General features: G+C 58.2%; 19 protein-coding genes. 4 read left to right on the top strand and 15 right to left on the bottom strand.

The annotated features are described in order from the left end of the window. Positions 1-122: 122 nt before the first annotated feature. The 4 genes from MHK05_RS02700 to MHK05_RS02715 all read left to right on the top strand — a co-directional run bounded on the left by MHK05_RS02700 (position 123) and on the right by MHK05_RS02715 (position 5,804). Complete coding sequence (locus MHK05_RS02700) at positions 123-1,106, top strand: ABC transporter permease (RefSeq protein WP_239204663.1); 984 nt, start codon at positions 123-125, stop codon at positions 1,104-1,106. Continuing rightward, on the top strand, positions 1,107-2,099 hold the full coding sequence (locus MHK05_RS02705) for an ABC transporter permease (RefSeq protein WP_239204665.1): 993 nt from the start codon (positions 1,107-1,109) through the stop codon (positions 2,097-2,099). Then, the gene (locus tag MHK05_RS02710; protein ID WP_239204667.1) at positions 2,096-4,000 is read left to right on the top strand and encodes a dipeptide ABC transporter ATP-binding protein; all 1,905 of its coding nucleotides are present in this window, start codon (positions 2,096-2,098) and stop codon (positions 3,998-4,000) included. The genes MHK05_RS02705 and MHK05_RS02710 overlap by 4 nt, the downstream gene beginning before the upstream one ends. Before the next feature lie 109 nt (positions 4,001-4,109). Further along, positions 4,110-5,804, top strand: coding sequence for an ABC transporter family substrate-binding protein (locus MHK05_RS02715; RefSeq protein ID WP_239204669.1), 1,695 nt, complete (start codon positions 4,110-4,112; stop codon positions 5,802-5,804). 230 nt (positions 5,805-6,034) lie between these two features. Here the strand turns inward: MHK05_RS02715 and tuf are convergent, their stop codons facing one another. The 15 genes from tuf to rplJ all read right to left on the bottom strand — a co-directional run bounded on the left by tuf (position 6,035) and on the right by rplJ (position 25,636). After that, entirely contained in the window at positions 6,035-7,225 is a 1,191-nt protein-coding gene (tuf, locus tag MHK05_RS02720; RefSeq protein WP_023020538.1) for an elongation factor Tu, read from the bottom strand. A 392-nt stretch (positions 7,226-7,617) separates the two neighbouring features. Continuing rightward, positions 7,618-9,747 (bottom strand): elongation factor G, encoded by a 2,130-nt coding sequence (fusA, locus tag MHK05_RS02725; RefSeq protein WP_023020537.1) that lies wholly within the window; start codon positions 9,745-9,747, stop codon positions 7,618-7,620. Between the two features lie 322 nt (positions 9,748-10,069). Beyond that, complete coding sequence (rpsG, locus tag MHK05_RS02730) at positions 10,070-10,537, bottom strand: 30S ribosomal protein S7 (protein ID WP_005322865.1); 468 nt, start codon at positions 10,535-10,537, stop codon at positions 10,070-10,072. A 6-nt stretch (positions 10,538-10,543) separates the two neighbouring features. Continuing rightward, positions 10,544-10,915: a 30S ribosomal protein S12 gene (gene rpsL / locus MHK05_RS02735; protein WP_005322866.1), complete on the bottom strand. Its 372-nt coding sequence runs from the start codon at positions 10,913-10,915 to the stop codon at positions 10,544-10,546. Positions 10,916-11,147: 232 nt separating this feature from the next. Next, entirely contained in the window at positions 11,148-11,699 is a 552-nt protein-coding gene (locus MHK05_RS02740) for a nucleoside/nucleotide kinase family protein (protein WP_023027806.1), read from the bottom strand. A 26-nt stretch (positions 11,700-11,725) separates the two neighbouring features. Beyond that, entirely contained in the window at positions 11,726-12,496 is a 771-nt protein-coding gene (locus tag MHK05_RS02745; protein ID WP_239204671.1) for an energy-coupling factor transporter transmembrane component T family protein, read from the bottom strand. After that, entirely contained in the window at positions 12,489-13,916 is a 1,428-nt protein-coding gene (locus MHK05_RS02750) for an ABC transporter ATP-binding protein (protein WP_239204673.1), read from the bottom strand. The genes MHK05_RS02745 and MHK05_RS02750 overlap by 8 nt, the downstream gene beginning before the upstream one ends. 14 nt (positions 13,917-13,930) lie before the next feature. Beyond that, entirely contained in the window at positions 13,931-14,542 is a 612-nt protein-coding gene (locus MHK05_RS02755) for an ECF transporter S component (RefSeq protein WP_200288279.1), read from the bottom strand. 291 nt (positions 14,543-14,833) lie between these two features. Next, positions 14,834-18,829 carry a DNA-directed RNA polymerase subunit beta' gene (locus tag MHK05_RS02760; protein WP_023020532.1) on the bottom strand — a complete coding sequence of 1,332 codons (3,996 nt, stop codon included), beginning with the start codon at positions 18,827-18,829 and terminating at the stop codon, positions 14,834-14,836. Positions 18,830-18,936: 107 nt separating this feature from the next. After that, a complete protein-coding gene (gene rpoB, locus MHK05_RS02765; RefSeq protein ID WP_239204675.1) occupies positions 18,937-22,431 on the bottom strand; it encodes a DNA-directed RNA polymerase subunit beta in 3,495 nt (1,164 codons plus the stop codon). Positions 22,432-22,815: 384 nt separating this feature from the next. Beyond that, the gene (gene pgfA / locus MHK05_RS02770; protein ID WP_239204677.1) at positions 22,816-23,832 is read right to left on the bottom strand and encodes a cell envelope lipid trafficking protein PgfA; all 1,017 of its coding nucleotides are present in this window, start codon (positions 23,830-23,832) and stop codon (positions 22,816-22,818) included. Positions 23,833-23,904: 72 nt separating this feature from the next. Further along, positions 23,905-24,237: a HigA family addiction module antitoxin gene (locus MHK05_RS02775; protein WP_023020529.1), complete on the bottom strand. Its 333-nt coding sequence runs from the start codon at positions 24,235-24,237 to the stop codon at positions 23,905-23,907. Next, positions 24,212-24,493, bottom strand: coding sequence for a type II toxin-antitoxin system RelE/ParE family toxin (locus MHK05_RS02780; protein WP_200288284.1), 282 nt, complete (start codon positions 24,491-24,493; stop codon positions 24,212-24,214). The genes MHK05_RS02775 and MHK05_RS02780 overlap by 26 nt, the downstream gene beginning before the upstream one ends. Positions 24,494-24,636: 143 nt before the next feature. Beyond that, positions 24,637-25,026, bottom strand: coding sequence for a 50S ribosomal protein L7/L12 (gene rplL / locus MHK05_RS02785; protein ID WP_005322882.1), 390 nt, complete (start codon positions 25,024-25,026; stop codon positions 24,637-24,639). An 88-nt stretch (positions 25,027-25,114) separates the two neighbouring features. Beyond that, positions 25,115-25,636 (bottom strand): 50S ribosomal protein L10, encoded by a 522-nt coding sequence (gene rplJ, locus MHK05_RS02790; protein ID WP_005322886.1) that lies wholly within the window; start codon positions 25,634-25,636, stop codon positions 25,115-25,117. Between the last annotated feature and the right edge of the window lie 211 nt (positions 25,637-25,847).

The following is a 25,847-nucleotide window of genomic DNA, read 5'->3' on the forward strand; positions in this document are numbered from 1 at the left end:
TCACGGGGCTAATTCGATTGTGCCCCGCGCAACAGCTTATTAAATTGGTCACATACAACGATTCGCTCGTTGGAACCACATTTACATCCCGTTTCCTGCTTAACCACGCACGGAGAATCTCTATGACTAAATATCTGATCAAAAAGACCTTGGGCTGGTTACTCATGATCTTTTTGGCTACCAACCTCGCCTATCTCTTGGCGGCCAACTTCCTGGACCCACGGTCCAATTACATCGGCCGCCGCCCGCCGCTTTCGGCGGAGGAAATCAATAACCTTCTTGAGCCCTATAACCTCAGCCCCGATACCCCGCTAGTGCAACGCTGGTGGACGTGGCTGACCAATATCCTCACCAAATGGGACTGGGGCCAATCTCCAGTGGGCGAGGTGGTGAACTCAGAAATTAGCTACCGCATCTGGGTCTCCGCGCAGCTGCTCTTGCTTTCTACTATTTTGTCCATCCTCATCGGCGTGGCCGTGGGTGTTTATACTGCTTCGCGCCAGTACAAGACCGGCGACCGCATCTGGCAGGGCATTTCCATCATCGCAATGAATACCCACGTGGTGGTCGCTTCTATCGCTGTGGTGTGGGGCGCGCTCAAAATCAACGAGCTCACCGGAAAGAAAATTTTCTATGTCGTCGGCTCCCACTCGCTGGATGTGGAAGGCTTCTTCCCCAAGCTAATGGACTCCGCGCAGCACTTGGTTCTTCCCACTATTTCGCTGGTTTTCATTAGCTACGCCAGCTATCACATGACCCAGCGCACCTTGCTGCTGGATAACTTGGATGCAGACTATGTACGCACCGCTCGCGCAAAGGGATTGACCCGCCAGCAAGCCATTCGCAAGCACGCGCTGCGCACCTCCATCATTCCAGTAGCTACCTCGGTAGCCTTTTCCATTCCGGGTATTTTCACCGGTGCGGTGATGACTGAACGCATCTTTGGCTGGAACGGCATGGGCCAGTACTTCATCGAAACCATTAGCAAGAACGACGTCAACGGTGCAGCAGCCGTCGCCGCCTTTGGCGCCGCCACGACAGCCATTTCCGCGGTATTGGCGGACGTGGTCGTCGTTGCGCTTGATCCACGAGTGAGGGTGAGTTAAATGACCCCATCTAAAGACCGCAACTATTTCAAGCAGGAACCGCGCGGGGAAATCACCGCGCACAGCGAGGTCGCAACGGGGGACCCCTTCTCCCCGGCCGAGGCCGAGCAAGTAGCCACCTTAGAGCAGATGCCGCGTGGCACTTCGCGTTACAAGCTCTACCTGCGCCGCTTCTTCCGCAATAAGCTCGCTACCCTAGGCCTTATCATCCTGGTCTTTTTGATGCTGGCAGCCCTCTTCGGCGGCTTCTTTGCCAAGTGGGACTACACCGAACCGGACTTCCTCGCCCTGTCGGAGCCGCCGAGCCCCGAGCACTGGTTCGGCACGAATGATACCGGCAATGACCTCTACGCCCAGACCATTCACGGCTTAGGGAGGTCGCTAACCATCGCCATCGTGGTATCACTGGCTACCTTGGTCATCTCCGCTTTTGTCGGATCGGCCGCGGCCCTGTGGGGCGGAGTAGCCGAAAAGGCGGTGCTGGCGGTCATCCACTTTTTGCTGTCCATCCCTACCTTCTTGCTCATTGCGCTGGTGGTAGCGGATTCTGGTGGCGACTGGAAGCTACTCATCGTAGTCCTCATTGTCTTTGGCTGGATGTACCAGGCCCGCGTGATTTGGTCTTTGGCACTTACGGTGCGCGAGCAAGACTATGTCCGCGCAGCTAGCTACATGGGTGTTTCCAAGTTGCGGACCATCGTGCGCCACGTCATCCCAAATATTGGCTCGCTTCTTATCATCCAATTCGTCTTCGGCGTGGTGGGCACCGTGGGCTCCGAGACGGCCCTGTCCTTCCTGGGCTTGGGCGTCAAGCTTCCCGACGTCTCCCTTGGCACCCTCCTGCAGGGCGGCACCGCCGCTGTGCAGTCCTCCCCGTGGCTGTTCTACTTCCCTGCCGCAACCCTGACCTTGCTCACCGTGTCTATGGCCTTCATCGGTGATGGCCTGCGCGATGCGCTCGACCCCAACTCGAATTCCGGAGGCAAAGCATGACCTCGCCTGTCTTGTCCGTTAAAGACCTGCGCGTTAACTTCCCGTCCGAGGCCGGATCCGTCTCCGCGGTCCGCGGCGTAGATTTTGATCTCTACCCTGGCCGCACACTCGGCATCGTGGGTGAATCCGGATCCGGTAAATCAGTAACCTCCATGTCCATCATGGGCCTGTTGCCGGACTACGCAAAGATCACTGGATCCGTGAAATTCGAGGGCCGCGAGCTACTTGGCCTGAGCGATAAGCAGATGTCTGAGATCCGCGGCAACGGCATTGGAATGATCTTCCAAGACCCGCTCTCCGCGCTCACCCCGGTTTTCGATATTGGATCGCAGTTAGTGGAAGCAATCCAGGCCCATAGGGACGTCGGCAAAAAGCAGGCACTCAAAGAGGCTACGGAGTTGCTCGATCTCGTGGGCATCCCCGATCCGCACCTGCGGTTGAAGTCCTTCCCACACGAGTTCTCGGGCGGCATGCGCCAGCGCGTGGTTATTGCCATTGCGATTGCGAATAATCCGCGCGTGCTCATCGCGGATGAGCCCACGACCGCATTGGATGTGACCATTCAGGCGCAGATCCTGGACGTCATCAAGCTCGCGCAGCGCGAAACCGGCGCCGCGACCATCATGATCACCCATGACATGGGCGTGGTGGCAGAAACGGCCGATGATGTCATGGTCATGTACGCCGGCCGCCCCGTGGAGCGCGGCGATGTGGATACCATCTTCTCCCAGCCCCGCATGCCTTATACCGTGGGCCTGCTCGGCTCCACGCCGCGCCCTGACGTATCGGCCGAAGAACCGCTCACTCCCATCGTGGGCAGCCCACCAGTGCTGGTCGATCTCAAGCAGCGCTGCCAATTTGCCCCGCGCTGCCCCGTGGCGCAACCCGCCTGCTCCGAAGGCGAGCCACCGCTGAGCCTGCTGGACGATGCCCCGGGCCACGAGAGCGCCTGCCTGCGCGCACCCGAAATCCGCGACCGCAAAATCGGCGGCGATCTCATGTTCAAACCGCCACAGCTGGCCGATGATGTCATGGCTGGTATACCCCGCGATGAGCGCCCCACCACCCTAGAAGTCACGGATCTGCGCAAAGAATTCCCGCTCACCAAGGGCGCACTGGTCAAGCGCCGCGTCGGAACGGTCAAGGCAGTAGACGGTCTCACCTTTGATATCCGCAAGGGTGAATGCATGGCCATCGTGGGCGAATCCGGCTGCGGCAAGACCACCACCCTGCTGGAAATCATGGATCTCAAACCCGAACATGGCGCTGTAGTGCTCAACGGGAAAGACGCGGCCGGGATGAGTAACTCCCAGCGCCGCGCGGCCCGCAAGGACATCCAAATTGTCTTCCAGGACCCGATGAGCTCGCTTAACCCGCGTCTTACGGTTCGCGAGGTCATTGCCGAACCTCTCAATTCCCTCGGCTTTGATGGCGACGTGGACGCCCGCATCAATGAGCTCATGGGCCTGGTCGGCCTTGATTCCTCCCAGCTTGACCGCTTTCCTAGCCACTTCTCCGGCGGGCAGCGCCAGCGCATCGGCCTTGCCCGCGCGCTGGCTACCAACCCCTCGGTTTTGGTGTTGGACGAACCCGTCTCCGCGCTCGATGTCTCCATCCAGGCTGGTGTCATCAACTTGCTTGAAGATCTGAAGAGAAGGCTGGGGCTGTCCTACCTCTTCGTGGCCCATGATCTTTCGGTGGTGCGCCACCTCTCCGATAGGTTGGCCGTCATGTATAAGGGCCAATTTGTGGAATCCGGGCCGACCGACGAGGTCTTCGAAAACCCCCAAGCGGATTACACCAAGAAGCTACTGGAAGCTATTCCGATTCCAGATCCGGAGACCGCCCGCAGGCGACGCAACCCCTATCCGGCCGATACATCCCCAATTTCACGAAAGTGACCCGCCGCACAGCAACCGTTCTATATAGTTGACCTCACACCTAGAAGGATGTGGCGGCTGCCCCGCTTCCACATCTTTCACTTTCCTCTCACTCAAGGAGAACCCGATTATGCACAAGTTCACTCGCTTCCGGATCGCTACCGTAGCCACCCTTTCCGCCGCAGCCCTCGCGCTCACCGGCTGTGCCGCCAACTCGGGCGGAGGCTCTAATAAGGCCGTAGGCGGCCTCGACATCGAGGTCAATCCAGCCGGCGACTATAACGAAAAATCCCGCGACGAGCTCAAGGACGACGGTGAACTCACCCTCCCCATCGGCGAACTGACCGAGCAGCAAAACACCTTCCATGCCAATATGGTCACCGATACCCGCACGGTATGGGGTTGGTACAACCCACAGCTGGCACTTTACGACGGCGAGGGAAACTACACCCCAAACCCCGACTACATCGACGAGGCCAAGGAAGACAAGAAGGGCAAGAACACCGTCGTCACCTACAAGATCAACAAAGACGCCACCTTCAACGACGGCACGCCCATCGATTGGAAGGCCTTTGAGAATACCTGGCGTTTTAACAACGGCAAGGACGAGGACGTCCAGGTAAACTCCACCGACGGCTACGAGCGCATCACCTCCGTGGAAAAGGGAGCTACCGACAAGGACGTGGTCATCACCTTCGATGGCCCCTACCCGTGGTGGCAGGGTCTTTTCAATCAACTGCTCCACCCCGCTATTGATAGCCCAGAGAAGTTTGACAAGGCCTACCTGGGCAAACTGAACCCGCAGTACGGCGCTGGCCCATTCAAGGTGGACAATGTGGACTTTAAGGGTGGCACCCTTAGCCTCGTGCCGAACGAAAAGTGGTGGGGCGATAAGCCAAAGATGAAGAAGGTAAGCTTCCGCGTCATGGAATCCCAGGCCACCATCAACGCCTTCCAGGCCGTGGAAATCGACGCGGCTGGCGTGGCCGATAAGAACAGCCTCACCATTGCCGGTGAAATGGGCGAGGACATCGATATCCGCGCAGCATTGCGCCCTGCCAATGTCATCCTCACCCTCAATTCCAAGGCGCCACAGCTCAAGGATGAGGATGTGCACCACGCCGTCTTCTCCGCCATCGACCGCGATCAGCTGGCCGAGATCCGCTATAACGGCCTGGGCTATGAAGAAGAGATGCCGGGCTCGCTTACCCTCTACTCCACCCAGGAGGGCTACAAGGACAATATCAAGGACGTCATCAAGTTCGACCCCGAGCAATCCAAGAAGCTGCTCGAGGATGCCGGATATCAACAAGGTGATGACGGAATCTTTGCTAAAGACGGCGAAAAACTATCCCTGCGCTATATCCTCATCGGCGACGATGAGGTATCCAAGTCCCTTGCCGCCGCACTTCAAAAGATGCTCAAGGACGTCGGCGTTGACCTCAAGATTGAAGAGCGCCCTTCTGCTGAGTTCTCGAAGGTAACCTCTGAGCGAGACTTCGACCTCTTCCTGTCCGCCATTGCTTCCTCCGATCCATTTGGAGTCGCCTACTTTGGCCAGTACTACGCCAGCGATTCCACACTAAATATGTCCAGCACTGGCACCAAGGAATTTGATAAGAAGATTGAAGAGCTGCAGAAGCTTCCTTCCCAGGACGAACAAATCGACCGCGTCAATGAGCTCGAATCGGAGGCCTTCGGCCACTACGGTATCCTCCCCTTCGCCAACGGTCCGCAAATGGTCGGCGTAAAGAAGGGTCTGGCCAACTACGGTGCCAACGGCTTCGCCATCCTCCCCAAGGAAGACATCGGCTGGGAAAAGTAGCAACTCCCTGCACACCTAAAAGCGCAATGCGCTGAAGCCTCCCGCAGCATCAATCAAACAGGATGCAGCGGGAGGCCTCTTTTATAGGCCAGCACCGCCCGGCCAAGGCAGCAACGGCTATTGCCGACGCTCGTGCATCGCGGAGAAAGTGGGTTAAGGATCAAAAAATCCGCCCCACCGAAAGTGAAGCGGATTTTTTATAGCTCTACTGAGCGGTTACTGGGTATCGACTAGTCGATAACCTTGGTAACGCGGCCAGCGCCGACGGTGCGGGAGCCCTCGCGGATAGCGAAGCGCAGGCCCTCGTCCATAGCGACCGGCTGGATGAGCTCAACGGACATCTCAACGTTGTCGCCAGGCATAACCATCTCGGTGCCCTCTGGCAGGTGAACAACACCGGTAACGTCCGTGGTACGGAAGTAGAACTGCGGACGGTAGTTGTTCATGAACGGGGTGTGGCGGCCGCCCTCTTCCTTCTTCAGGACGTAGACGGAACCCTCGAACTTGGTGTGCGGGGTGTAAGCGCCCGGCTTGATAACAACCTGGCCACGCTCAACGTCCTCACGCTTGGTACCACGCAGAAGCAGACCACAGTTGTCGCCAGCCTCGGTGTAGTCCATCATCTTGCGGAACATCTCGATACCGGTAACGGTGGTGGTCTGGGACTTCTCCTGGATACCGATGATCTCAACGTCCTCGTTGACGTTCAGACGGCCACGCTCAACACGGCCGGTAACAACGGTGCCGCGGCCGGTAATGGTGAAGATGTCCTCGATAGGCATCAGGAACGGCTGATCGGTAGCGCGCTCCGGATCCGGGATAGCGTTATCGCAGGCTTCCATCAGTTCAACGACGGACTGTACCCACTTGTCATCGCCCTCGAGAGCCTTCAGAGCGGAGATGTGAACGATAGGAGCTTCCTCATCGTAGTCCTGCTCTGCGAGCAGCTCACGGATCTCCATCTCAACGAGCTCGATGATTTCCTCATCATCAACCATATCGCACTTGTTCAGTGCAACGAGGATGTAAGGAACGCCAACCTGGCGAGCAAGCAGAACGTGCTCGCGGGTCTGCGGCATCGGGCCATCGGTTGCAGCAACAACCAGGATAGCGCCGTCCATCTGAGCAGCGCCGGTAATCATGTTCTTGATGTAGTCGGCGTGGCCCGGAGCGTCAACGTGTGCGTAGTGGCGCTTCGGGGTGGAGTACTCAACGTGGGAGATGTTGATGGTAATACCGCGCTCCTTCTCCTCAGGAGCCTTGTCGATCATGTCGAACGCGAATGCCTGGTTCTCCTCAGGGTACTGGTCAGCCAGAACCTTGGTGATCGCTGCGGTGGTGGTGGTCTTGCCGTGGTCGACGTGTCCGATGGTGCCGATGTTCACATGCGGCTTCGTACGCTCGAACTTCTCCTTTGCCACTGTATGTCCTCCTGGACTATATGGTGGCTACGACCTTCGCAGCCACGTGGTTGACAGTTGTCATTGGCACCCGACCCACAGTATGTGGGGCAAAGCGCTAATGACGCTTTCTTTACGTGCCAGTTACACGATCCTAGATTTATGCCACGGTTTTTTCAAACCGCCGTTATAGGAGGTAACCCCGCGAAATATCGCGGCCATTTCCCTCGACAAGAATCTTCTAAAAAGGATCCTGGGAGGGTAACGGCCGGCTCAATTCACAACCTAGATGGTTAAGCTGCAAACTCAGCCCGCCGCTACCCTGGCCCAGTTGTCCCGCTCCGCGGCGGGTCTGGCATCTACTGGCGAAGATTACCAGCCCGGACAAACCGCGGGTGGAGCGGGGCTACTGCTTAGTTAGCGCTGCCGGTGCGCTCCTCGATGATCTCCTGTGCAACGGAGGATGGAACCTCTGCGTAGGAATCGAAGACCATGGTGAAGTTTGCGCGGCCAGCGGTGGAAGAACGCAGGTCACCGATGTAACCGAACATCTCGGACAGCGGCACCTTAGCCTTAACGACCTTCGCGCCGGAACGGTCCTCCATAGCGAAGACCTGGCCACGACGGGAGGAGATGTCACCGTTAACGGTGCCCATGTACTCCTCAGGGGTGACAACCTCAACGGCCATCATCGGCTCCAGCAGAACTGGCTTTGCCTTGGCCATTGCTTCCTTGAAGACCTGGGAGCCGGCCAGCTTGAAGGCCATCTCGGAGGAGTCGACGTCGTGGTAAGCGCCGTCTTCCAGGGTGGCCTTGATGTTAACCATCGGGAAGCCTGCCAGGTAGCCGTACTGCATTGCGTCCTGGATACCAGCGTCAACGGAAGGAATGTATTCCTTCGGAACGCGGCCACCGGTGACGGCATTCTCGAATGCGTAAGTTGCGGACTCGCCCTCTTCCAAGGTCTCTGGGTCCGGGTTGTACGGCTCGATGGTGCAGATAACCTTTGCGAACTGACCGGAACCACCGGTCTGCTTCTTGTGGGTATACTCCATGGACTCAACCTTCTTACGGATGGTCTCACGGTAAGCAACCTGCGGGTTACCGATGTTCGCCTCAACCTTGAACTCGCGCTTCATGCGGTCAACAAGAACGTCGAGGTGGAGCTCGCCCATGCCGCCGATAACGGTCTGGCCGGTCTCCTCATCCAGCTCGACGGTGAAGGTTGGGTCCTCAGCTGCGAGCTTCTGGATAGCGGTACCCAGCTTCTCCTGGTCAGCCTTGGTCTTCGGCTCGATGGAAACCTTGATAACCGGATCCGGGAAGTCCATGGACTCGAGGATGATCTGGTTATCCTTGTCACACAGGGTGTCACCTGTGGTGGTCTCTTTCAGACCGATAACAGCATAAATGTTACCGGCGTCTGCCTGCTCAACAGGGTTTTCCTTGTTGGCGTGCATCTGGAAGAGCTTACCGATGCGCTCCTTCTTGCCCTTGGTGGAGTTCATAACCTCGGTACCCGGGGTGACCTGGCCGGAGTAGACGCGGGTGAAGGTGAGCTGGCCAAAGAACGGGTGAGCAGCAATCTTGAATGCCAGTGCGGAGAACGGGGACTCAACGGAAGGCTTACGGGTAAGCTCCTTGTCCTCGTTTCCTACCTCGTGGCCGATAACCTCGCCGACGTCCAGCGGGCTTGGCAGGAAGTCAACCACAGCGTCGAGCAGTGGCTGCACGCCCTTGTTGCGGTAGGCGGTACCGCAGTAAACCGGGTAGACCTCGGAGTTGATGGTGAGCTTACGGATGCCGGCCTTGAGCTCGTCAATGGTCAGCTCCTCGCCGCCGAAGTACTTCTCCATGAGCTCTTCGTCGGACTCAGCAACGGTCTCAACCAGCTTCTCGCGGTATTCTTCCGCCTTGTCCTTGAGGTCCTCTGGGATTTCCTCGTAGGTAGGCTCAGCGCCGGTCTCGACCTTGCCACGCCAGGTGATTGCCTGCATATTCAGCAGGTCGACAACGCCGTCGAAGTCATCCTCAGCGCCGATAGGCAGCTGCATAACCAGCGGCTTAGCGCCCAAGCGGTCAATGATGGTCTGAACGGTGAAGTAGAAGTCAGCGCCCAGCTTGTCCATCTTGTTAACGAAGCAGATACGCGGAACATCGTACTTAGCAGCCTGACGCCACACCTGCTCGGACTGCGGCTCAACGCCTTCCTTACCGTCGAAGACTGCGACGGCGCCGTCAAGAACACGCAGGGAACGCTCAACCTCAACGGTGAAGTCAACGTGACCCGGGGTGTCGATGATGTTGATCTGGTTGTTATTCCAGAAGCAGGTCACGGCAGCGGAGGTAATGGTGATGCCGCGTTCCTTCTCCTGCTCCATCCAGTCAGTAGTGGACGCACCGTCGTGGGTCTCGCCCACCTTACGGTTGATACCGGTGTAGAAGAGAATACGCTCGGTGGTCGTCGTCTTACCAGCATCGATGTGGGCCATGATGCCGATGTTGCGGACCTTGTTCAGATCCTTAAGCACTTCTTGTGCCACGTTTATACCCCAACTTAATAGTCGTCGACGCCGTGACCAGGTTTCTGGCTATGACGCCTGCATGGATAAGGTCTTTTAATTTTTGCCACTATTGGCCGTCCTAGGTGCACGCATGCCCCTAGACTTCCATCGCTTCAGTGTACTGGACACTCCACGATGCCGCTGGACCGGGCGGGCATACCGCCCAGAAATCACACCCATTAGGGCAAAAAATGACCCAAGCAAGAGATATGTAGTTTTGTGTCGCCGCCGGAGAAAACCTGCCGGCAGCCAGCGCGAAACTTTCTTCTCGTTGCTTGGGCCATTGAAATGAGTGCTGAAATTACCAGCGGTAGTGAGCGAAGGCGCGGTTAGCCTCAGCCATCTTGTGAGTATCCTCACGACGCTTAACGGAAGCGCCGAGGCCGTTGGAGGCATCCAGAATCTCGTTTGCGAGACGCTCAATCATGGAGTTCTCGCGACGCTGGCGGGTGAAGGTCACCATCCAGCGCAGTGCCAGGGTGTTTGCACGGTCAGGGCGAACCTCAACCGGCACCTGGTAGGTAGCGCCACCGACACGGCGGGAGCGAACCTCAAGGTCTGGGCGGATATTGCCCAGTGCCTTCTCCAGGGTGCCAACCGGATCGGTACCGGTCTTCTCGCGGCAAGCCTCGAGAGCACCATAGACGATACGCTCTGCGGTGGACTTCTTGCCGTCCTGGAGGATCTTGTTGACGAGCATGGTTACCTGCTCGGAGTTGTATACCGGGTCCTTGACTACAGGACGCTTCGGAGCAGCATTCTTACGCATTGTTTATTACTGTCCCTTCTTTGCGCCGTAACGGGAACGTGCCTGCTTACGGTCCTTGACACCCTGGGTATCCAGAGCGCCGCGGATGATCTTGTAACGAACACCAGGAAGGTCCTTCACACGGCCGCCACGAACGAGGACCATGGAGTGCTCCTGCAGGTTGTGGCCCTCGCCCGGAATGTAGGCGGAAACCTCAATACCGGTGGTCAGGCGAACACGAGCAACCTTACGCAGTGCGGAGTTCGGCTTCTTAGGAGTGGTGGTGTACACGCGGGTGCATACACCGCGACGCTGCGGGGAACCCTTCAGCGCAGCGGTGGAAACCTCTTTACGCTTATCGTGGCGGCCCTTGCGGACCAGCTGCTGAATAGTTGGCATTTAACAGTCTTTCTGTCGAATTGCACCAATACCGAAGGAAAAGAACCAAACATGCAAAAATGGGCGCTCTTTCCCGGGGCGCTGCCGCATGTCCAGAACTCTTCCCAAGGTCGGTGCCTTGTTAAGGATCAGACTCTTCACCGGGCGCCAGCAAGGCACGCATAGTGAACTGCCGTTTAGACTAGCAAACCGATCACGCTTTATACAAAACGCGATCGGCACCTTCTTCCTGCTAGGACCATTCCCAAACTAAATCAGCCTCAGCAGCCTTGGTGGCAAAGTAGTCCTTTTCCTGTGCTTCCCAGGTTTCAAACCACTGCTCGTAGTCGGGCTCGCGGGCGATGGCGCGTTCGCGGCGTTGGTCCCGGGGGCCGTCGATAAGCACGCTAACTACCGTTCCCCTCTCCTTTGCGGCTGCGATATTGGCCGGGGTTACGGAGCCCACCCCTTCCACGATGAGATCATCGCGCACGTCGAGGCTAGCCCAGTCTCCAGGGCTGTCCGCCTCCCAATCCCAGCGCCAATAGCCGGGATTCATGGTGCGCAATACCTGTTCTGCCACCATGTCAGAGCCCTTGTCTAGGCCGTGCCAGCCGGGGTAGAACTCATCGAGGTGTACCACGCGCCAGTTGGTGCGCTCGGCCAGCGCGGCGGAAGTCCAGGTTTTTCCGGCACCCGAAGGGCCGTCGATAAGCACGGTCACTGGCTTGAAGGCACGCTTTCTGGCTGCCGCCAGCTTGACGACGTCCTCTAAAAGGCGCTCTTGTTGGCTATCAAAGTCCATGGTCGCTCAATCACTGCTTTCGCGGTTTATAGGCCGAAGAATCTCCAGGCCCCAGTGAGTACCGAAACTACCACCGGTACAAAAGCGAGGACAGTACCTAGGGCCATAATCCACCCATCGCGGGCATGCAGCCGGGAGGGACGCGCCCACGTACGTGCCCCTCCTCCGGGTGGGGTGCGCCCAAATCCGCGCGCCTCCATGGCCGTCGCCAGCTTGCCACCGCGGCGCAGCGCGATGACCAATAGCCCGAAGGACATAGTAAGCAGGTGCTTCAGCTTGCCGACGTCGGTCAGCCCCCTCGCCCTGCGCGCCATCCCCAGCGACTGCCAATCGGATTGAAAGAGCGTCATCATGCGCACACCGGCCACTGCACCAATGACAAAGCGCGATGGTAGCTTCAGGATCTGCGAGAGGGCATCACCCAGATCCGTAGGGTCGATATCACGGGCGAGCACCACCATGGGCAAAGCCACGGCGAAGACGCGCAGCGTAATAGCGATTGCCAGGGTGAGGGAATTTTCAGTGACATGAATAAGCCACCAGTGGAAGTATTCGGTGCCGCTGGGCTCACCATAAAGCAGCATGGAAACGCCGGAAATCGGGGCAACCAAGAAAAGGAACCACCCGGCTTTAAAGACCCTCGCCCACGATACCCCACATAACGGGGCGAAAATCAGGGTGAGCGCCAATGATACCGCTGCCGAAACCCAGTCAATAGATGCCAAAATGGGAGTGACCCAGATAAACATCATAAACACTCGTGTCAGCGGATTGGCTTCGCGCAAAAGGTTAGGCACTATCCACCTCCACATGATGATCCCCTAAAGCCTGGATAAACAAAGGATCGTGGGTGATGGAGGCAACGGTGGTGCCACCATCGGCTAGCTCGCGTAGCAAACGCACCAGCTCCACAAAGGTCTGCGGGTCCTGTCCAAAAGTAGGCTCGTCAAGAAGTACTACCTCAGGTGACGTTACCAACGCAGTAGCTACCGAAAGGCGGCGCTTCTCGCCTCCAGAAAGCGTGAAGGGATTAGCCTCCAAAAGGTGCTCCAGGCGCAGGGAATCCACCAATTGGGCTATGCGCTCTTCTGGCGGTTTTACTCGCATGACCTTTGGCGCGACGCGCAGCTCTTCCGCTACGGTGCGCGAAACGAACTGGTGCTCCGGGTTTTGGAATACGAATCCAATGCGGTCTGCCAGCTCTCGAGACTTCCACCGAATCGGTGGCCCCTTCACGCCACGGCGCACATAGTCTGCCACTCCGATCTCGCCGGAGATGGCCGGCAGCAAGCCCGCCATGGTCATCAACCATGTCGATTTTCCTGCACCATTAGGACCTGTAATCACAGTCGAAGCGCCCGCCGGCAGAGAAATCGTGCGCGGTGGGCCGAAGCGAGTAACCAAATCCTTAGTCCAGAGCGCAGCGTCTCCTTCCCTAGCTGCGCCATCACCCAACTCGCGCGCCTGCGGGAGCTCTTCGACACGGCGGCGTCGTGCTATCTGCTCAAAGGGACCATCGGCCACGATGCGCCCATGCGCAAGCTCCACGGCACGGTCCAGCACTCCTTCCCAGGCCGTATGTTGGTGCTCTATCACCACGAGGGTAGCCCCAGTCTCTTCTACCAGTGCAGAAACGGCGCGAACCACATCGCGTGCGCCGGCAGGGTCAAGATTGGCAGTGGGTTCATCGAGCAGCACCACACCGGCACCCATAGCGATTACCCCCGCTAAAGCAAGACGTTGCTTTTGCCCACCAGACAGGCGCTCGGTGGGAAAATCCATATCCACGAACGGGCCGACCAGATCCTTGGCCGCGGCTACGCGGCGCCAAATCTCTTCCCTCGGATACGCTAGGTTCTCGCAGCCGAAGGCAATATCGTCTCCCACCCGAGCTGAGATAACCTGCGAATCTGGGTCTTGTAATACCAGCCCTACGGGAATGGAATGTCCCGGTTCTTCCACTGCGCCAGTGGAATCTTCCAAGAGGATCTCTCCGGTGCGGGTTCCCTCTTCATCGGAGCCCAGCACCCCGGCTATAGCAGCCAAGAATGTGGACTTGCCGGATCCAGAGTCGCCGCAAAGCAATACCCGCTCGCCCGGTTCAATAACCAGGTCAATATCAGCTAACGCTGGCTGGGTGCGCCCGGCATGCGTCCAGCCAAAACCGCGGGCGGTAATTTTTGTGGGCCTTCCCGCCAGAGTGGAAAAGTCAGTCACAGTGCCAATACGCCCTAAGCGCGCTGTTCGCGGCCTGCGGCGAAACGATCCAAAGCGCCTGTCTTCGCTAGCGCCTTCACCACGAAAAAGCCCAAAGCACCGGCGAGGATCGCACCGGAGATAGTCAGCGTAACCAAATAAATCATTTGGAACTCGAAGGAGCGAGCCAAGTTACCGGAAAGGAATAGCTCGAGAATAAAAGCACCCCAGCCAGCCGCCATGCCGGCTAATACCGAAACTCCAAAGCCAAACCTGCGGTACAGGAAGATAGCCAGGATGATTTCCACGCCTAGCCCTTGTGCCAAGCCGGAATACAGGGTTTCAATGCCCCACTGGGAACCCAGCACTGCGGACACAGTGGCCGCTAGGACCTCAACGTATACAGCTGCACCTGGCTTGCGGATGATAAGGCCACCCAGCACGCCACCAATGAGCCAAATGCCGGTGGCTATACCGCCCAAGCCCGGGGTAATAGCATCCATAGCTTGGAACCAGGCATAGCCCACTGCGTTCCAACCCAAGAATACGAAGCCGCAAGCTACACCCAGAACAGATGCAACCACGATATCGACCACGCGCCAATTCAAACTGCGCTTCGGGGCAGCGGACGCACGTGTAGTAGACATAATTTTCCTCCCTCTCGCCGGCATTATCCGGATCAGGTTCTACGGTTCACCGCGCATGTGGCGGCATCTCAGCCAGTCTCGGCTACACAATGGCAGCTGACAAGCACCCGTGATGTGTGCATTTTTCAACTACTTAGGCAGCGCTCCCCTAAAGGCGCCTTGCCAAAAGCTGCATTCATACTAGCAGAGCAGTTTAGCGGTACACCCTAAACATGGAAACAGCCCCGCCTTCCTGTCATTCAGAAAGGCGGGGCCATCAATATCCCGCGTTAACGCAGATTCAGCTGCACCCTAGAAAGTGAAGTCCTCATCCAGCGGCACGGAGGCACCGGTGAACTCACCGAAGCCGTCATCGCCATAGATGGAATCGCCGTAAGTCGGAATCGAGTATGCAGCGTTGCGCGCAGCCTCGGTCGGCTTGACGGAAATATTGCGGTAGCGGGAAATACCCGTACCGGCCGGGATGAGCTTACCGATAATCACGTTCTCCTTGAGACCGATGAGCTTATCGGAGCGCTTATTAATAGCGGCGTCGGTAAGCACACGCGTGGTCTCCTGGAACGATGCAGCAGACAACCAGGACTCGGTAGCCAAGGAAGCCTTGGTAATACCCATGATCTCCGAGCGCAGCTGAGCCGGCTCGCCACCTTCTGCAACCTGAGCAGCATTGAGCTGCTTAGCCTCAGAAAGGTCGATGAGGTTACCCGGCAACAAGTCCGTAGTACCCGCATCAATGACGGTACCGCGGCGCAGCATCTGGCGGATGATGATCTCGATGTGCTTATCGTGGATAGCCACACCCTGGGTACGGTACACAGCCTGCACCTCGTTGATGAGGTGCTGCTCCACGCCACGGCGGCCGAGGACCTCGAGCACGTCGTGCGGGTCAGCCGCACCGCGCATCAGGCGGTCTCCGGTCTCGACGTGGTCGCCGTCCTTGAGGGAACGCTCGATCATCGCATCCGGGTTGGACTCCATCGGGCGACGGACCTGAGCCAGGCCCTGACGCTTGGAGAGCTTCTCATAGACCACATCATCAGAACCGTCATCCGGGGTGATGGTCAGGGTCCAGAAGTTGCCCTCATCGGACAGGGATACGGTGCCGTCAACGGAAGCGATAGGAGCGCGGTTCTTCGGGTTACGGGCCTCGAAAAGCTCCTGAACACGCGGGAGACCGCCGGTAATATCGCCACCGACACCACCCTGGTGGAACGTACGCATGGTCAGCTGGGTGCCCGGCTCACCAATGGACTGTGCCGCCACGATGCCGACGGCCTCGCCGATATCGACCAGCTGGCCGGAAGCCATGGACTTGCCGTAGCACTTGGCACACACGCCCGCCGGGGTCTGGCAGGTCAGCACGGAGCGAACCTTGACCTCAGTAACCTTGGCGTCCAACAGCTTCTGGGTGAGTTCCTCGGTGAGGTCGGAGCCGGCCTCGGCCACGACCTCCCCATTGTCGTCCTTGACATCGGTCGCGAGAACGCGGCCGGATGCGGAGGTCTCCCACAGCTCGGAGAGAACCACCTTGTCGCCGGAAACCTCGCCGATGGGGACGCGAACGCCCTGGCGGGTGCCACAGTCCTCTTCGCGGACGATGACGTCCTGGGCCACGTCCACCAGACGACGGGTGAGGTAGCCGGAGTCAGCGGTACGCAGCGCGGTATCGGCCAGACCCTTACGGGAACCGTGGGAGTTGTTGAAGTACTCCAGCACGGACAGGCCTTCACGGAAGGAGGTCTTAATCGGACGGGTGATGTAATCACCGTGCGAGTTCACAACCATGCCCTTCATACCGGCCAGCGTCCAGATCTGACGCATGTTACCGGCCGCACCAGACTTCACAATCATCGGAATCGGGTTGTGGTCAGGGTACATGTTCTCGACGGCCTCACCGACGGTATCGGTAGCGTCCTTCCACAGCTCAACCAGGCGATCGTAGCGCTCGCGCTCGGTCAGAGCACCCTGCTCCCAGTACTTACGCTCGATGCGCTCTGCTTCCTTCTCATAAGACTCGAGGATCTCGGTCTTATTCGGCAGAACCAGAACGTCAGACATAGTGATGGTCACGCCAGAACGGGTTGCCCAGTAGAAGCCGGCATCCTTCATGTTGTCCAGCACCTGAGCCACGGTGATCATCGGGTACTTATTGGCCAAGTCATTGACCACGTCACCGATGAGGACCTTGTTGCCAGAGCCGCCGCCCTTACGGACCATGATGCCCTCGAGGTACGGGTAGTTCCATGGCAACAACTCGTTGAACATGACGCGGCCAATGGTGGTGTAGCCCATCCATGCCTGGCCCTTGGTCCAGCCATCCGGGAACTGCTCCTCCTCGATCTCCTTCGGCGGGCGAAGGTGATCGATGCGGACCTTGATCGGGGCCTGCAGGCCAACGGTGCCGCGGTCATAGGCCATGAGGGCCTCGGCGTAGGAGGAGTAAACGCCGGTTGCTGGCTTGTCCTCTTCTGCCTCGCGGAAGCGGCCGTTGCCACCGATCTCGTCCTCGGACTTGTCCATCGTCAGGTAGTACAGACCGGTAACCATATCCAGACGCGGCATAGCCAGTGGCTTACCGGATGCCGGGGACAGAATGTTATTGGACGCCAGCATCAAGACGCGGGCCTCAGCCTGTGCCTCAGCGGACAGCGGCAGGTGGACTGCCATCTGGTCACCGTCGAAGTCGGCGTTGAACGCCTCACAAGCCAGCGGGTGCAGCTGAATAGCCTTACCCTCAACCAGCTTCGGCTCGAAGGCCTGAATGCCCAGGCGGTGCAGCGTAGGTGCACGGTTGAGCATCACAGGGTGCTCAGAAATGGCCTGCTCCAGAACGTCCCACACCTCTGGGCGCTGGCGCTCAACCATGCGCTTGGCGGACTTGATGTTCTGGGCATAGTCGTTTTCTACCAAGCGCTTCATGACGAACGGCTTGAATAGCTCGAGCGCCATGAGCTTCGGCAGACCACACTCGTGCAGCTTCAGCTGCGGGCCGACGATAATAACGGAACGGCCGGAGTAGTCCACGCGCTTACCCAGCAAGTTCTGGCGGAAACGGCCCTGCTTGCCCTTGAGCAAGTCAGACAGAGACTTCAGCGGACGGTTGCCCGGTCCGGTAACCGGACGGCCGCGGCGGCCGTTATCGAAGAGCGCGTCCACAGACTCCTGCAGCATGCGCTTCTCGTTGTTCACGATGATCTCTGGAGCGCCCAGGTCGATCATGCGCTTCAAACGGTTATTGCGGTTGATCACGCGGCGGTAGAGGTCATTCAGGTCGGAGGTAGCAAAGCGGCCACCGTCCAGCTGCACCATTGGGCGCAGCTCTGGCGGGATAACCGGGATGGCATCCAACACCATGCCGGCCGGATCGTTGCCGGAGCGCAGGAAGGCAGCAACGACCTTCAGGCGCTTGAGGGCACGCATCTTCTTCTGGCCCTTGCCATTGTTGATGATCTCGCGCAGCTCCTCGGCCTCAGCCTCGAGGTCGAAGTTGCGGACCAGGGTCTGGATGGCTTCTGCGCCCATGCCGCCGGTGAAGTAATCCTCGTAGCGGTCAACCAGCTCTTCGTAGATGGTCTCATCGATGATCATCTGCTTTGGAGCCAGCTTGATGAAGGTATTCCAGATTTCATCCAGGCGGGCGATTTCGCGCTCGCCACGCTCGCGGATGTGCTGCATTTCCTTATCGGCAGCGTTCTTTACCTTCTTACGGGCATCGGCCTTGGCACCGGCTGCTTCCAGCTCAGCCAGGTCAGACTCCAGCTTGGAGGCGCGCTCTGCGATCTCGGACTCGGTATCGTCCTCAACGTCCTTCTTCTCCAGGAGCATTTCTGCTTCCAGGGTGGACTGATCGTTGTGGCGAGCCTCTTCATCCACGGAGGTGATGATATTGGCGGCGAAGTAAATGATGCGCTCGAGATCCTTCGGAGCCAGGTCCAGCAGGTAGCCCAAGCGGGACGGAACGCCCTTGAAGTACCAGATGTGGGTTACCGGAGCGGCCAGCTCAATGTGGCCCATGCGCTCACGGCGAACCTTGGACTTGGTGACCTCAACGCCACAGCGCTCACAGATGATGCCCTTATAGCGGACGCGCTTGTACTTACCACAAGCGCACTCCCAGTCACGGGTGGGGCCGAAGATGCGCTCACAGAAGAGGCCGTCCTTCTCCGGCTTCAGAGTGCGGTAGTTAATGGTCTCAGGCTTTTTGACCTCGCCCTTGGACCAGCGACGAATATCGTCTGCGGTGGCCAGACCGATGCGGAGCTCGTCGAAGAGATTTACGTCAAACACGTAATGTCTCCCTTTCATCCTCGTTGTCGAGGAATTGATGGCTTTGTATGAATGGAACGTTTACGCCCTACCACGGGGACTTACCCCGCGGTGGACCAAGAAACTAATTAGGCGATGTCAGCGGAAGAGCCCTCATCGCGGGACAGGTTAATGCCAAGCGATGGGCTATCCATGTCATCGTCATCAGAGCCAGACAGCTCCATCGGCGTGCCGTCGGTGGAAAGAACTTCCACGTTCAAGCACAGGGACTGCAGCTCCTTGAGCAACACCTTGAAGGACTCAGGGATGCCCGGATCTGGAATATTGTCGCCCTTAACAATGGCTTCGTAGACCTTCACGCGGCCGACGACGTCATCGGACTTGATGGTCAGCAGCTCCTGCAGGGTGTAGGCAGCGCCGTATGCCTGCATTGCCCACACCTCCATCTCGCCGAAGCGCTGGCCACCGAACTGGGCCTTACCACCCAGCGGCTGCTGGGTAATCATGGAGTAAGGACCGGTGGAACGGGCGTGAATCTTCTCATCGACCAAGTGGTGCAGCTTGAGCATGTACATGTAGCCAACCGAAATTGGGTACTTGTACGGTTCGCCCGAGCGGCCGTCGAAAAGCGTGGCCTTGCCGTGCTCATCCACCAGCACATCGCCGTCGCGGTTAGGACGGGAGGAAGCCAGCAGGCGCTCGATCTCGTGATTGGTAGCACCGTCGAAGACCGGGGTCGCGGTCAAGGAATCCGCAGGAACGTCATAGAGCTCCTCCGGCAGGGTCTTGAGCAGCTCGGCGTTCTTCGGATCCTCGGTGTCAACCTTCCAGCCGGCGTGTGCCAACCAGCCCAGGTGAACCTCGAGGACCTGGCCGATGTTCATACGACGTGGCACACCGTGGGTGTTCAGCAGGATGTCTACCGGGGTGCCGTCTTCCATGAACGGCATATCCTCTGGCGGCAGAATCTTGCCCACAACACCCTTGTTGCCGTGGCGGCCGGCCATCTTATCGCCGTCCTGGATCTTGCGCTTCTGGGCCACGTAGACGCGAATCATCTCGTTGACGCCAGGGGCCAGATCGTCATCATCATCGCGGGAGAAGCGGGCAACGCCAATGACCTTGCCTACCTCACCGTGCGGCACCTTCATGGAGGTATCGCGAACCTCGCGGGCCTTCTCACCGAAGATGGCGCGCAGCAGGCGCTCCTCCGGGGTCAGCTCGGTCTCGCCCTTCGGGGTGACCTTACCCACCAGGATGTCGCCGGCGCGGACGTCGGCACCGATGCGGATGATGCCGCGCTCGTCCAGATCGCTCAAGACGTCTTCAGAGACGTTCGGAATCTCGCGGGTGATTTCCTCCGCGCCCAGCTTGGTATCGCGAGCATCGATCTCGTGCTCTTCGATGTGGACGGAGGTCAAGATATCCTCTTCCACGATGCGCTGGTTGAGGATGATGGCGTCCTCGTAGTTGTGGCCTTCCCACGGCATGAAGGCAACCAGCAGGTTGCGGCCGAGGGACATCTCACCATTGTGGGTACCAGGACCATCGGCCAGAACCTGGCCGGCCTCTACGCGCTCGCCCATAGAAACCAGCGGGGTCTGGTTGTAGTTGGTGCCCTGGTTGGTGCGCTCGAACTTACGCAGGATGTAGGTGTCGCGCTGGCCCTCATCATCCATGATGGTGATGACATCAGCGGTGACGTTTTCTACCACACCGGCCTTCGGGGTGATAACAACGTCGCCAGCGTCATAAGCAGCGCGCTGCTCCATGCCGGTACCTACCAGCGGAGCCTCGGAGCGAACCAGCGGCACGGCCTGCTTCTGCATGTTCGCACCCATCAGGGCACGGTTAGCATCGTCGTGCTCCAAGAACGGAATCATGGCGGTACCCACGGACACCATCTGGCGCGGGGACACGTCAACGTAGTCCACACCAGAGGCATCAGTAAGTCCGATATCGCCGTCCTTCAGGCGGACCTCAATGCGCTCGCTAGTGAGGTTGCCCTCTGCGTCTTGCTCGACCTCGGCCTGAGCAATAGCGAAGCGATCCTCTTCATCGGCGGTGAGGTACTCCACCTGGTCGGTAATCTTGCCGTCCACAACCTTGCGGTACGGGGTCTCGATGAAGCCAAAGGCATTCACGCGGGCATAGGAAGCCAGCGCGCCAATCAGGCCAATGTTCGGACCCTCAGGAGTCTCAATCGGGCACATGCGGCCGTAGTGAGAAGCGTGAACGTCTCGCACCTCAATGCCGGCGCGCTCACGGGACAGACCGCCCGGGCCCAGCGCGGACAAACGGCGCTTGTGGGTCAGGCCGGACAGCGAGTTATTGTGGTCCATGAACTGGGACAGCTGCGAGGTGCCGAAGAACTCGCGGATAGCAGCAGAGACCGGGCGCACGTTAATCAGGGAGGTCGGAGTGATGGACTCCGCGTCCTGGGTGGTCATGCGCTCGCGCACAACGCGCTCCATGCGGGACAGACCCACACGGACCTGATTCTGGATGAGCTCACCTACGGTGCGCAGGCGGCGGTTACCAAAGTGGTCGATGTCATCCGTGTGCAAGGAGATCATCTGGCCATTTGGCGCCTTCATCTCGCGCTCGCCTACGTGCAGGCGGACCAGGTACTCGAGGGTGACGGCAATGTCTTCCTCGGTCAGGGTCATCAGACCATCGTGGTCGCCGCCCAGACCCAGCTTGCGGTTGACCTTGTAGCGGCCGACCTTTGCCAGGTCGTAACGCTTCGCACGGAAGAAGGAGTTATCCAGCAAGGACTGTGCCAATTCACGGGTTGGCTGCTCGCCTGGGCGCTGCTTGCGGTAAATCTCCAGCAATGCCTCATCGGTATTTGCCACACCATCAGATTCCAGGGTGGACATCATAAGCTCGGAGAAGCCGAAGCGATCCTTGATCTGCTCCTCGCTCCAGCCCAGTGCCTTAAGCAGCACGGTAACCGGCTGGCGGCGCTTGCGGTCAATGCGCACGCCGACGGTATCGCGCTTGTCGACGTCGAACTCCAACCATGCACCGCGGGAAGGAATAACCTTCACGGAGTGCAGCGGACGCTCGGTGGACTTATCGATCGAGCGATCGAAGTACACGCCCGGGGAGCGCACCAGCTGAGAGACGACGACGCGCTCGGTACCGTTCACGATGAACGTGCCCATATCCGTCATCATCGGGAAATCGCCGATGAAAACGGTCTGCGACTTAATCTCTTGGGTGTCGTTATTGATAAACTCTGCGGTCACGTACAGCGGCGCGGAGTAGTTGATGTCCTTTTCCTTGCACTCATCCACAGTGTTTTTCACCGGTTCAAAGCGCGGCTCCGACAAGGACAGGGACATATTGCCCGAGTAGTCCTCAATCGGCGAGAGCTCTTCGAGGATGTCCTCGAGGCCGCTCGTTACGCGGGCATCATCGCCACGCGCAGCCTGCTCGCGCTCGCGCCATTCCGGCGAGCCGACGAGCCAAGCGAAAGAATCAAGTTGTACGTCAAGGAGACCCGGCAGGGCGATGGGCTCGCTAATTTTTGCAAACGAGTATCGCTTCGGGGCTCCGGGGATATTGGCCACTGACTTGGTCTGGCGGGAGACTGCCAAGATGGGTCCTTCCAGCACCTCACGCGGATTGCCTGCTCGCCCTGGCCGACGAGCCGCAAAACCGCTGGTAATTCTAGCATTCGGTCTGCTGTGGAGTGTCTGGGTTCAGAATGCACAAAATCACCTTGTCAAGTCGGTTTTGCCATCACCGGCCTGAAAGGCTAAATGTGCACCGAAGATCCAGATTCCAGCGCAACGAAATAGCTTATAGGAAAAGACCTGTCATGTAAAGACACACCACAATTGGGGCGTGTCGCTACCACGCTAGGGGGCAAGCTCGTGCTCGCCGCGGCGCTAACGCGTCCATGCCACGACTATGTGCGCGACAACCAGTGAGCACCCTACCACTAAAATCTCTCTATACCGCAACCCTGCCGGCGATTGAGGCTCCTAGCTGCTCTTTTAGCGGCTCACCGGCACCGCGCTTCCACCGTTGTGCGCGTGGTGGCCACGCCGGCGGGCATGCTTATTCTTTCCGCCAAATAGCCCCAGCGCACCGATGATTCCTAGTAATGCAAGCAGCGCGCCTACTCCAATGACTATCCAGCGGACAATCTCCGCCACGCGATCGCGCGGGAATTCTGCGGCTTCCTTCAGCAGCTCTTTTTGGTCCTCTTCGGAGGTAGAACCATCAAAGACGAAGGCACGCACGCGGCCCACACCTTCGCGGTCTGCGTAGTAGTCATCGATGTCTACATCCATACCCACCACGAGTCCGGTTTGTTGGTCTACATAGAAGTCACGGTTCCCGGAGTGGGTCAAATACCCCTGTTCCTCGCCGCCGCCCTCCTTGGGCAGGCTGGTGGTATTCCCATCGGCTGCATAAAGCTGCGCTACGTTCGTCGGCTCAATTTCTTGATGATAACGGTAGACCGTACGGCCATCCATCGTGGTTTCTTCTTCAAAGACTGCATCGACGGCCTTGCGCAGCGTCGGGTCAAAGACTGGATAATTGGTCTTTTCGGCATCCGCGGGGAACTTGAGCCAGTAGCCGTCTATGGTCACCGTGTCTGATGGAGTCGCGAGCGTATGGCTCAACGAGGCCTCCCCCATAGCTTCACCACTCAGGCGGTCCACCGGGTAGGTCCACACTTGGGCCTGGCTCAAGTCGTTTAAGCCTTCGCCCTCGCCGCGCATACGCGTCTCACCGATGCGCACGGTAGCCTTCTCTTCGTCCGAGGGCTCTTGGATATCCATGTTGATCTGGTAAGTCATGGGGCCTGAATACGGCGTGGAACCATCCTTGGACAATTGCTGGGAATCCGCGGAATCATCGTGCAATGTCCAGGTGCTGTTTTTCAGGTTCAGCGGCAGCCGCGGGGAAAAATCCAAAAATGCCGGCGCCACAACACCAGCGGCGATCAACGCGACACCGAAGCCTAGGAGCAGGACGGAAAAAATGCGGGACTTGGGCAGCATGGGGGCTAATTCTACAGCCCTTGGCGGAAATTCCTGGTTTCTACAGGCCACCCCGCCGTGCCGGATTGATTTCTAAGCAGTGTGCTTATTCCAAGCAACGATACTGCTAGTATCCGTGGTTTGGCGCGCGCACCAAAGATCAAACTCTTCCTGCAGTCCCAGCCAAAACTCCGCCGAATTGCCAAAATAGGCAGAGAGACGAAGCGCCATTTCCGCACTAATCCCAATGCGTCCACGGACCAGCTTTGAAATTTGGGATTTGGAGCTAAAAATATCCCTGGCTAAGCGGTATTGAGTAAGTCCGAGCGGCTCCAGAAACTCCTCGCGCAGAACCTCCCCAGGGTGTGGAACGGATATGATATCCGAAGCTTCCTCTCCCTCATTTGTGATAATCGATGAAGTCAACGTCCACAGCTCCTTTCCCTGTCCATCGAAAGACTACTCTCCACTGCGCGTTAACGCGGATGGAATAAAATCCGTCCCATTGCCCTTTCAGCCTCTCCAAACGATTTGCTGGTGGAATCCTTAAATCAGCTAGGGAAACGGACCGGTCAATCATGATGAGTTTGCGGCGCAGGATCTTCCGCAGTTCAGGAGGTACATACTTTGGCGCCTTACCATCTGTGTGAAAGCGCTCTAAGCTATCCCTCCTAAACTCCACAACGCCATGGTGTCATACTTTGACACTATTGGCCATTGCTGCACTCCACGCACTACGCTCGCAAACACAAAACGAGGAAATCCCCAGCTCCCACCGCGTGCAGCGGTAGAAGTGGGGATTTAAAAGCGGAAAGCTCAGTGAAATTACTTGAGCTCGACGGAAGCGCCAGCCTCTTCCAGCTTGGTCTTAGCAGCCTCAGCGTCGTCCTTGGAAGCGCCCTCGAGGATAGCCTTAGGAGCACCCTCGACCATTTCCTTAGCTTCCTTCAGGCCCAGGCCGGAGACGATCTCGCGGACAGCCTTAATAACGCCAATCTTCTTAGCGCCAGCGTCGGTCAGAACGACGTCGAACTCGGTCTTCTCCTCAGCGGCACCAGCGCCGCCCTCAGCCGGAGCGCCAGCTGCAACAGCAGCAACCGGAGCAGCAGCCTCAACGTCGAATACCTCTTCAAATTCCTTAACGAACTCGGACAGTTCGATGAGGGTCATTTCCTTGAAAGCTTCAATGAGCTCGTCCTTGGTGAGCTTAGCCATGATGGCAAGTCCTTTCTGTGTTGTGTGAGCGCTGCACCTACATTAGGCAACGCGCACGGTGTTGTAATTGTGCGTCTTTTGTGACGACTTAAGCTTCTGCTTCCTTCTTGTCCTGCAGGGCTGCGACGGTACGTACAGCCTTGGTTGCAGGAGCGTTGAAGAGAGCGGCTGCCTTCGCCATAGAACCCTTCATAGCGCCAGCCAGCTTTGCGAGGGTGGTCTCGCGGTTGTCCAGCTTGGCGATGGCCTCAACCTGGTCGGCAGACAGTGCGTTGCCGTCCATGTAGCCACCCTTGATGATGAGTGCCTTGTTGTCATCAGCGAACTTGGTGATGACCTTCGCAGCATCCACTGCCTCACCCTTGATGAACGCAATTGCGGTCGGGCCAGTCAGCAAATCATCAAGACCTTCGATGCCAGCTTCCTTGGCAGCGATCTTGAAAAGGGTGTTCTTGGCGACGGAGTATTCAACGTCAAATCCCAGATCGTTACGCAGCTCCTGCAGCTGGGATACGGTCAGGCCGCGGTACTCGGTCAATACAACAGAGTTAGCGCCAGCCAGCTTCTCCTTCAGCTCTGCCAGGTCTGCAGTGTTCTTTGGGTTTGCCATTGTCTCTCGCCTCCTTCCAAAACATCTCTTTTATTATTCCGCCGGGACCTTCCTTATTTCGGTTACCCGAAATAACAAAAGCCCCGTGCAAGAGCACAGGGCGCGCGACATAAGAGAATGCCGCGAATAATCGCAAAGTGTCTCCTGCGTGGGCCGCCTCCTAGGATGGAGAACCTTCGATCCAAATGGATGACCAACGGTCTTCGGTGAA

Origin of the sequence: Corynebacterium nasorum (genome assembly GCF_022347325.1) — a bacterium.
Lineage (GTDB): Bacteria > Actinomycetota > Actinomycetes > Mycobacteriales > Mycobacteriaceae > Corynebacterium > Corynebacterium kefirresidentii.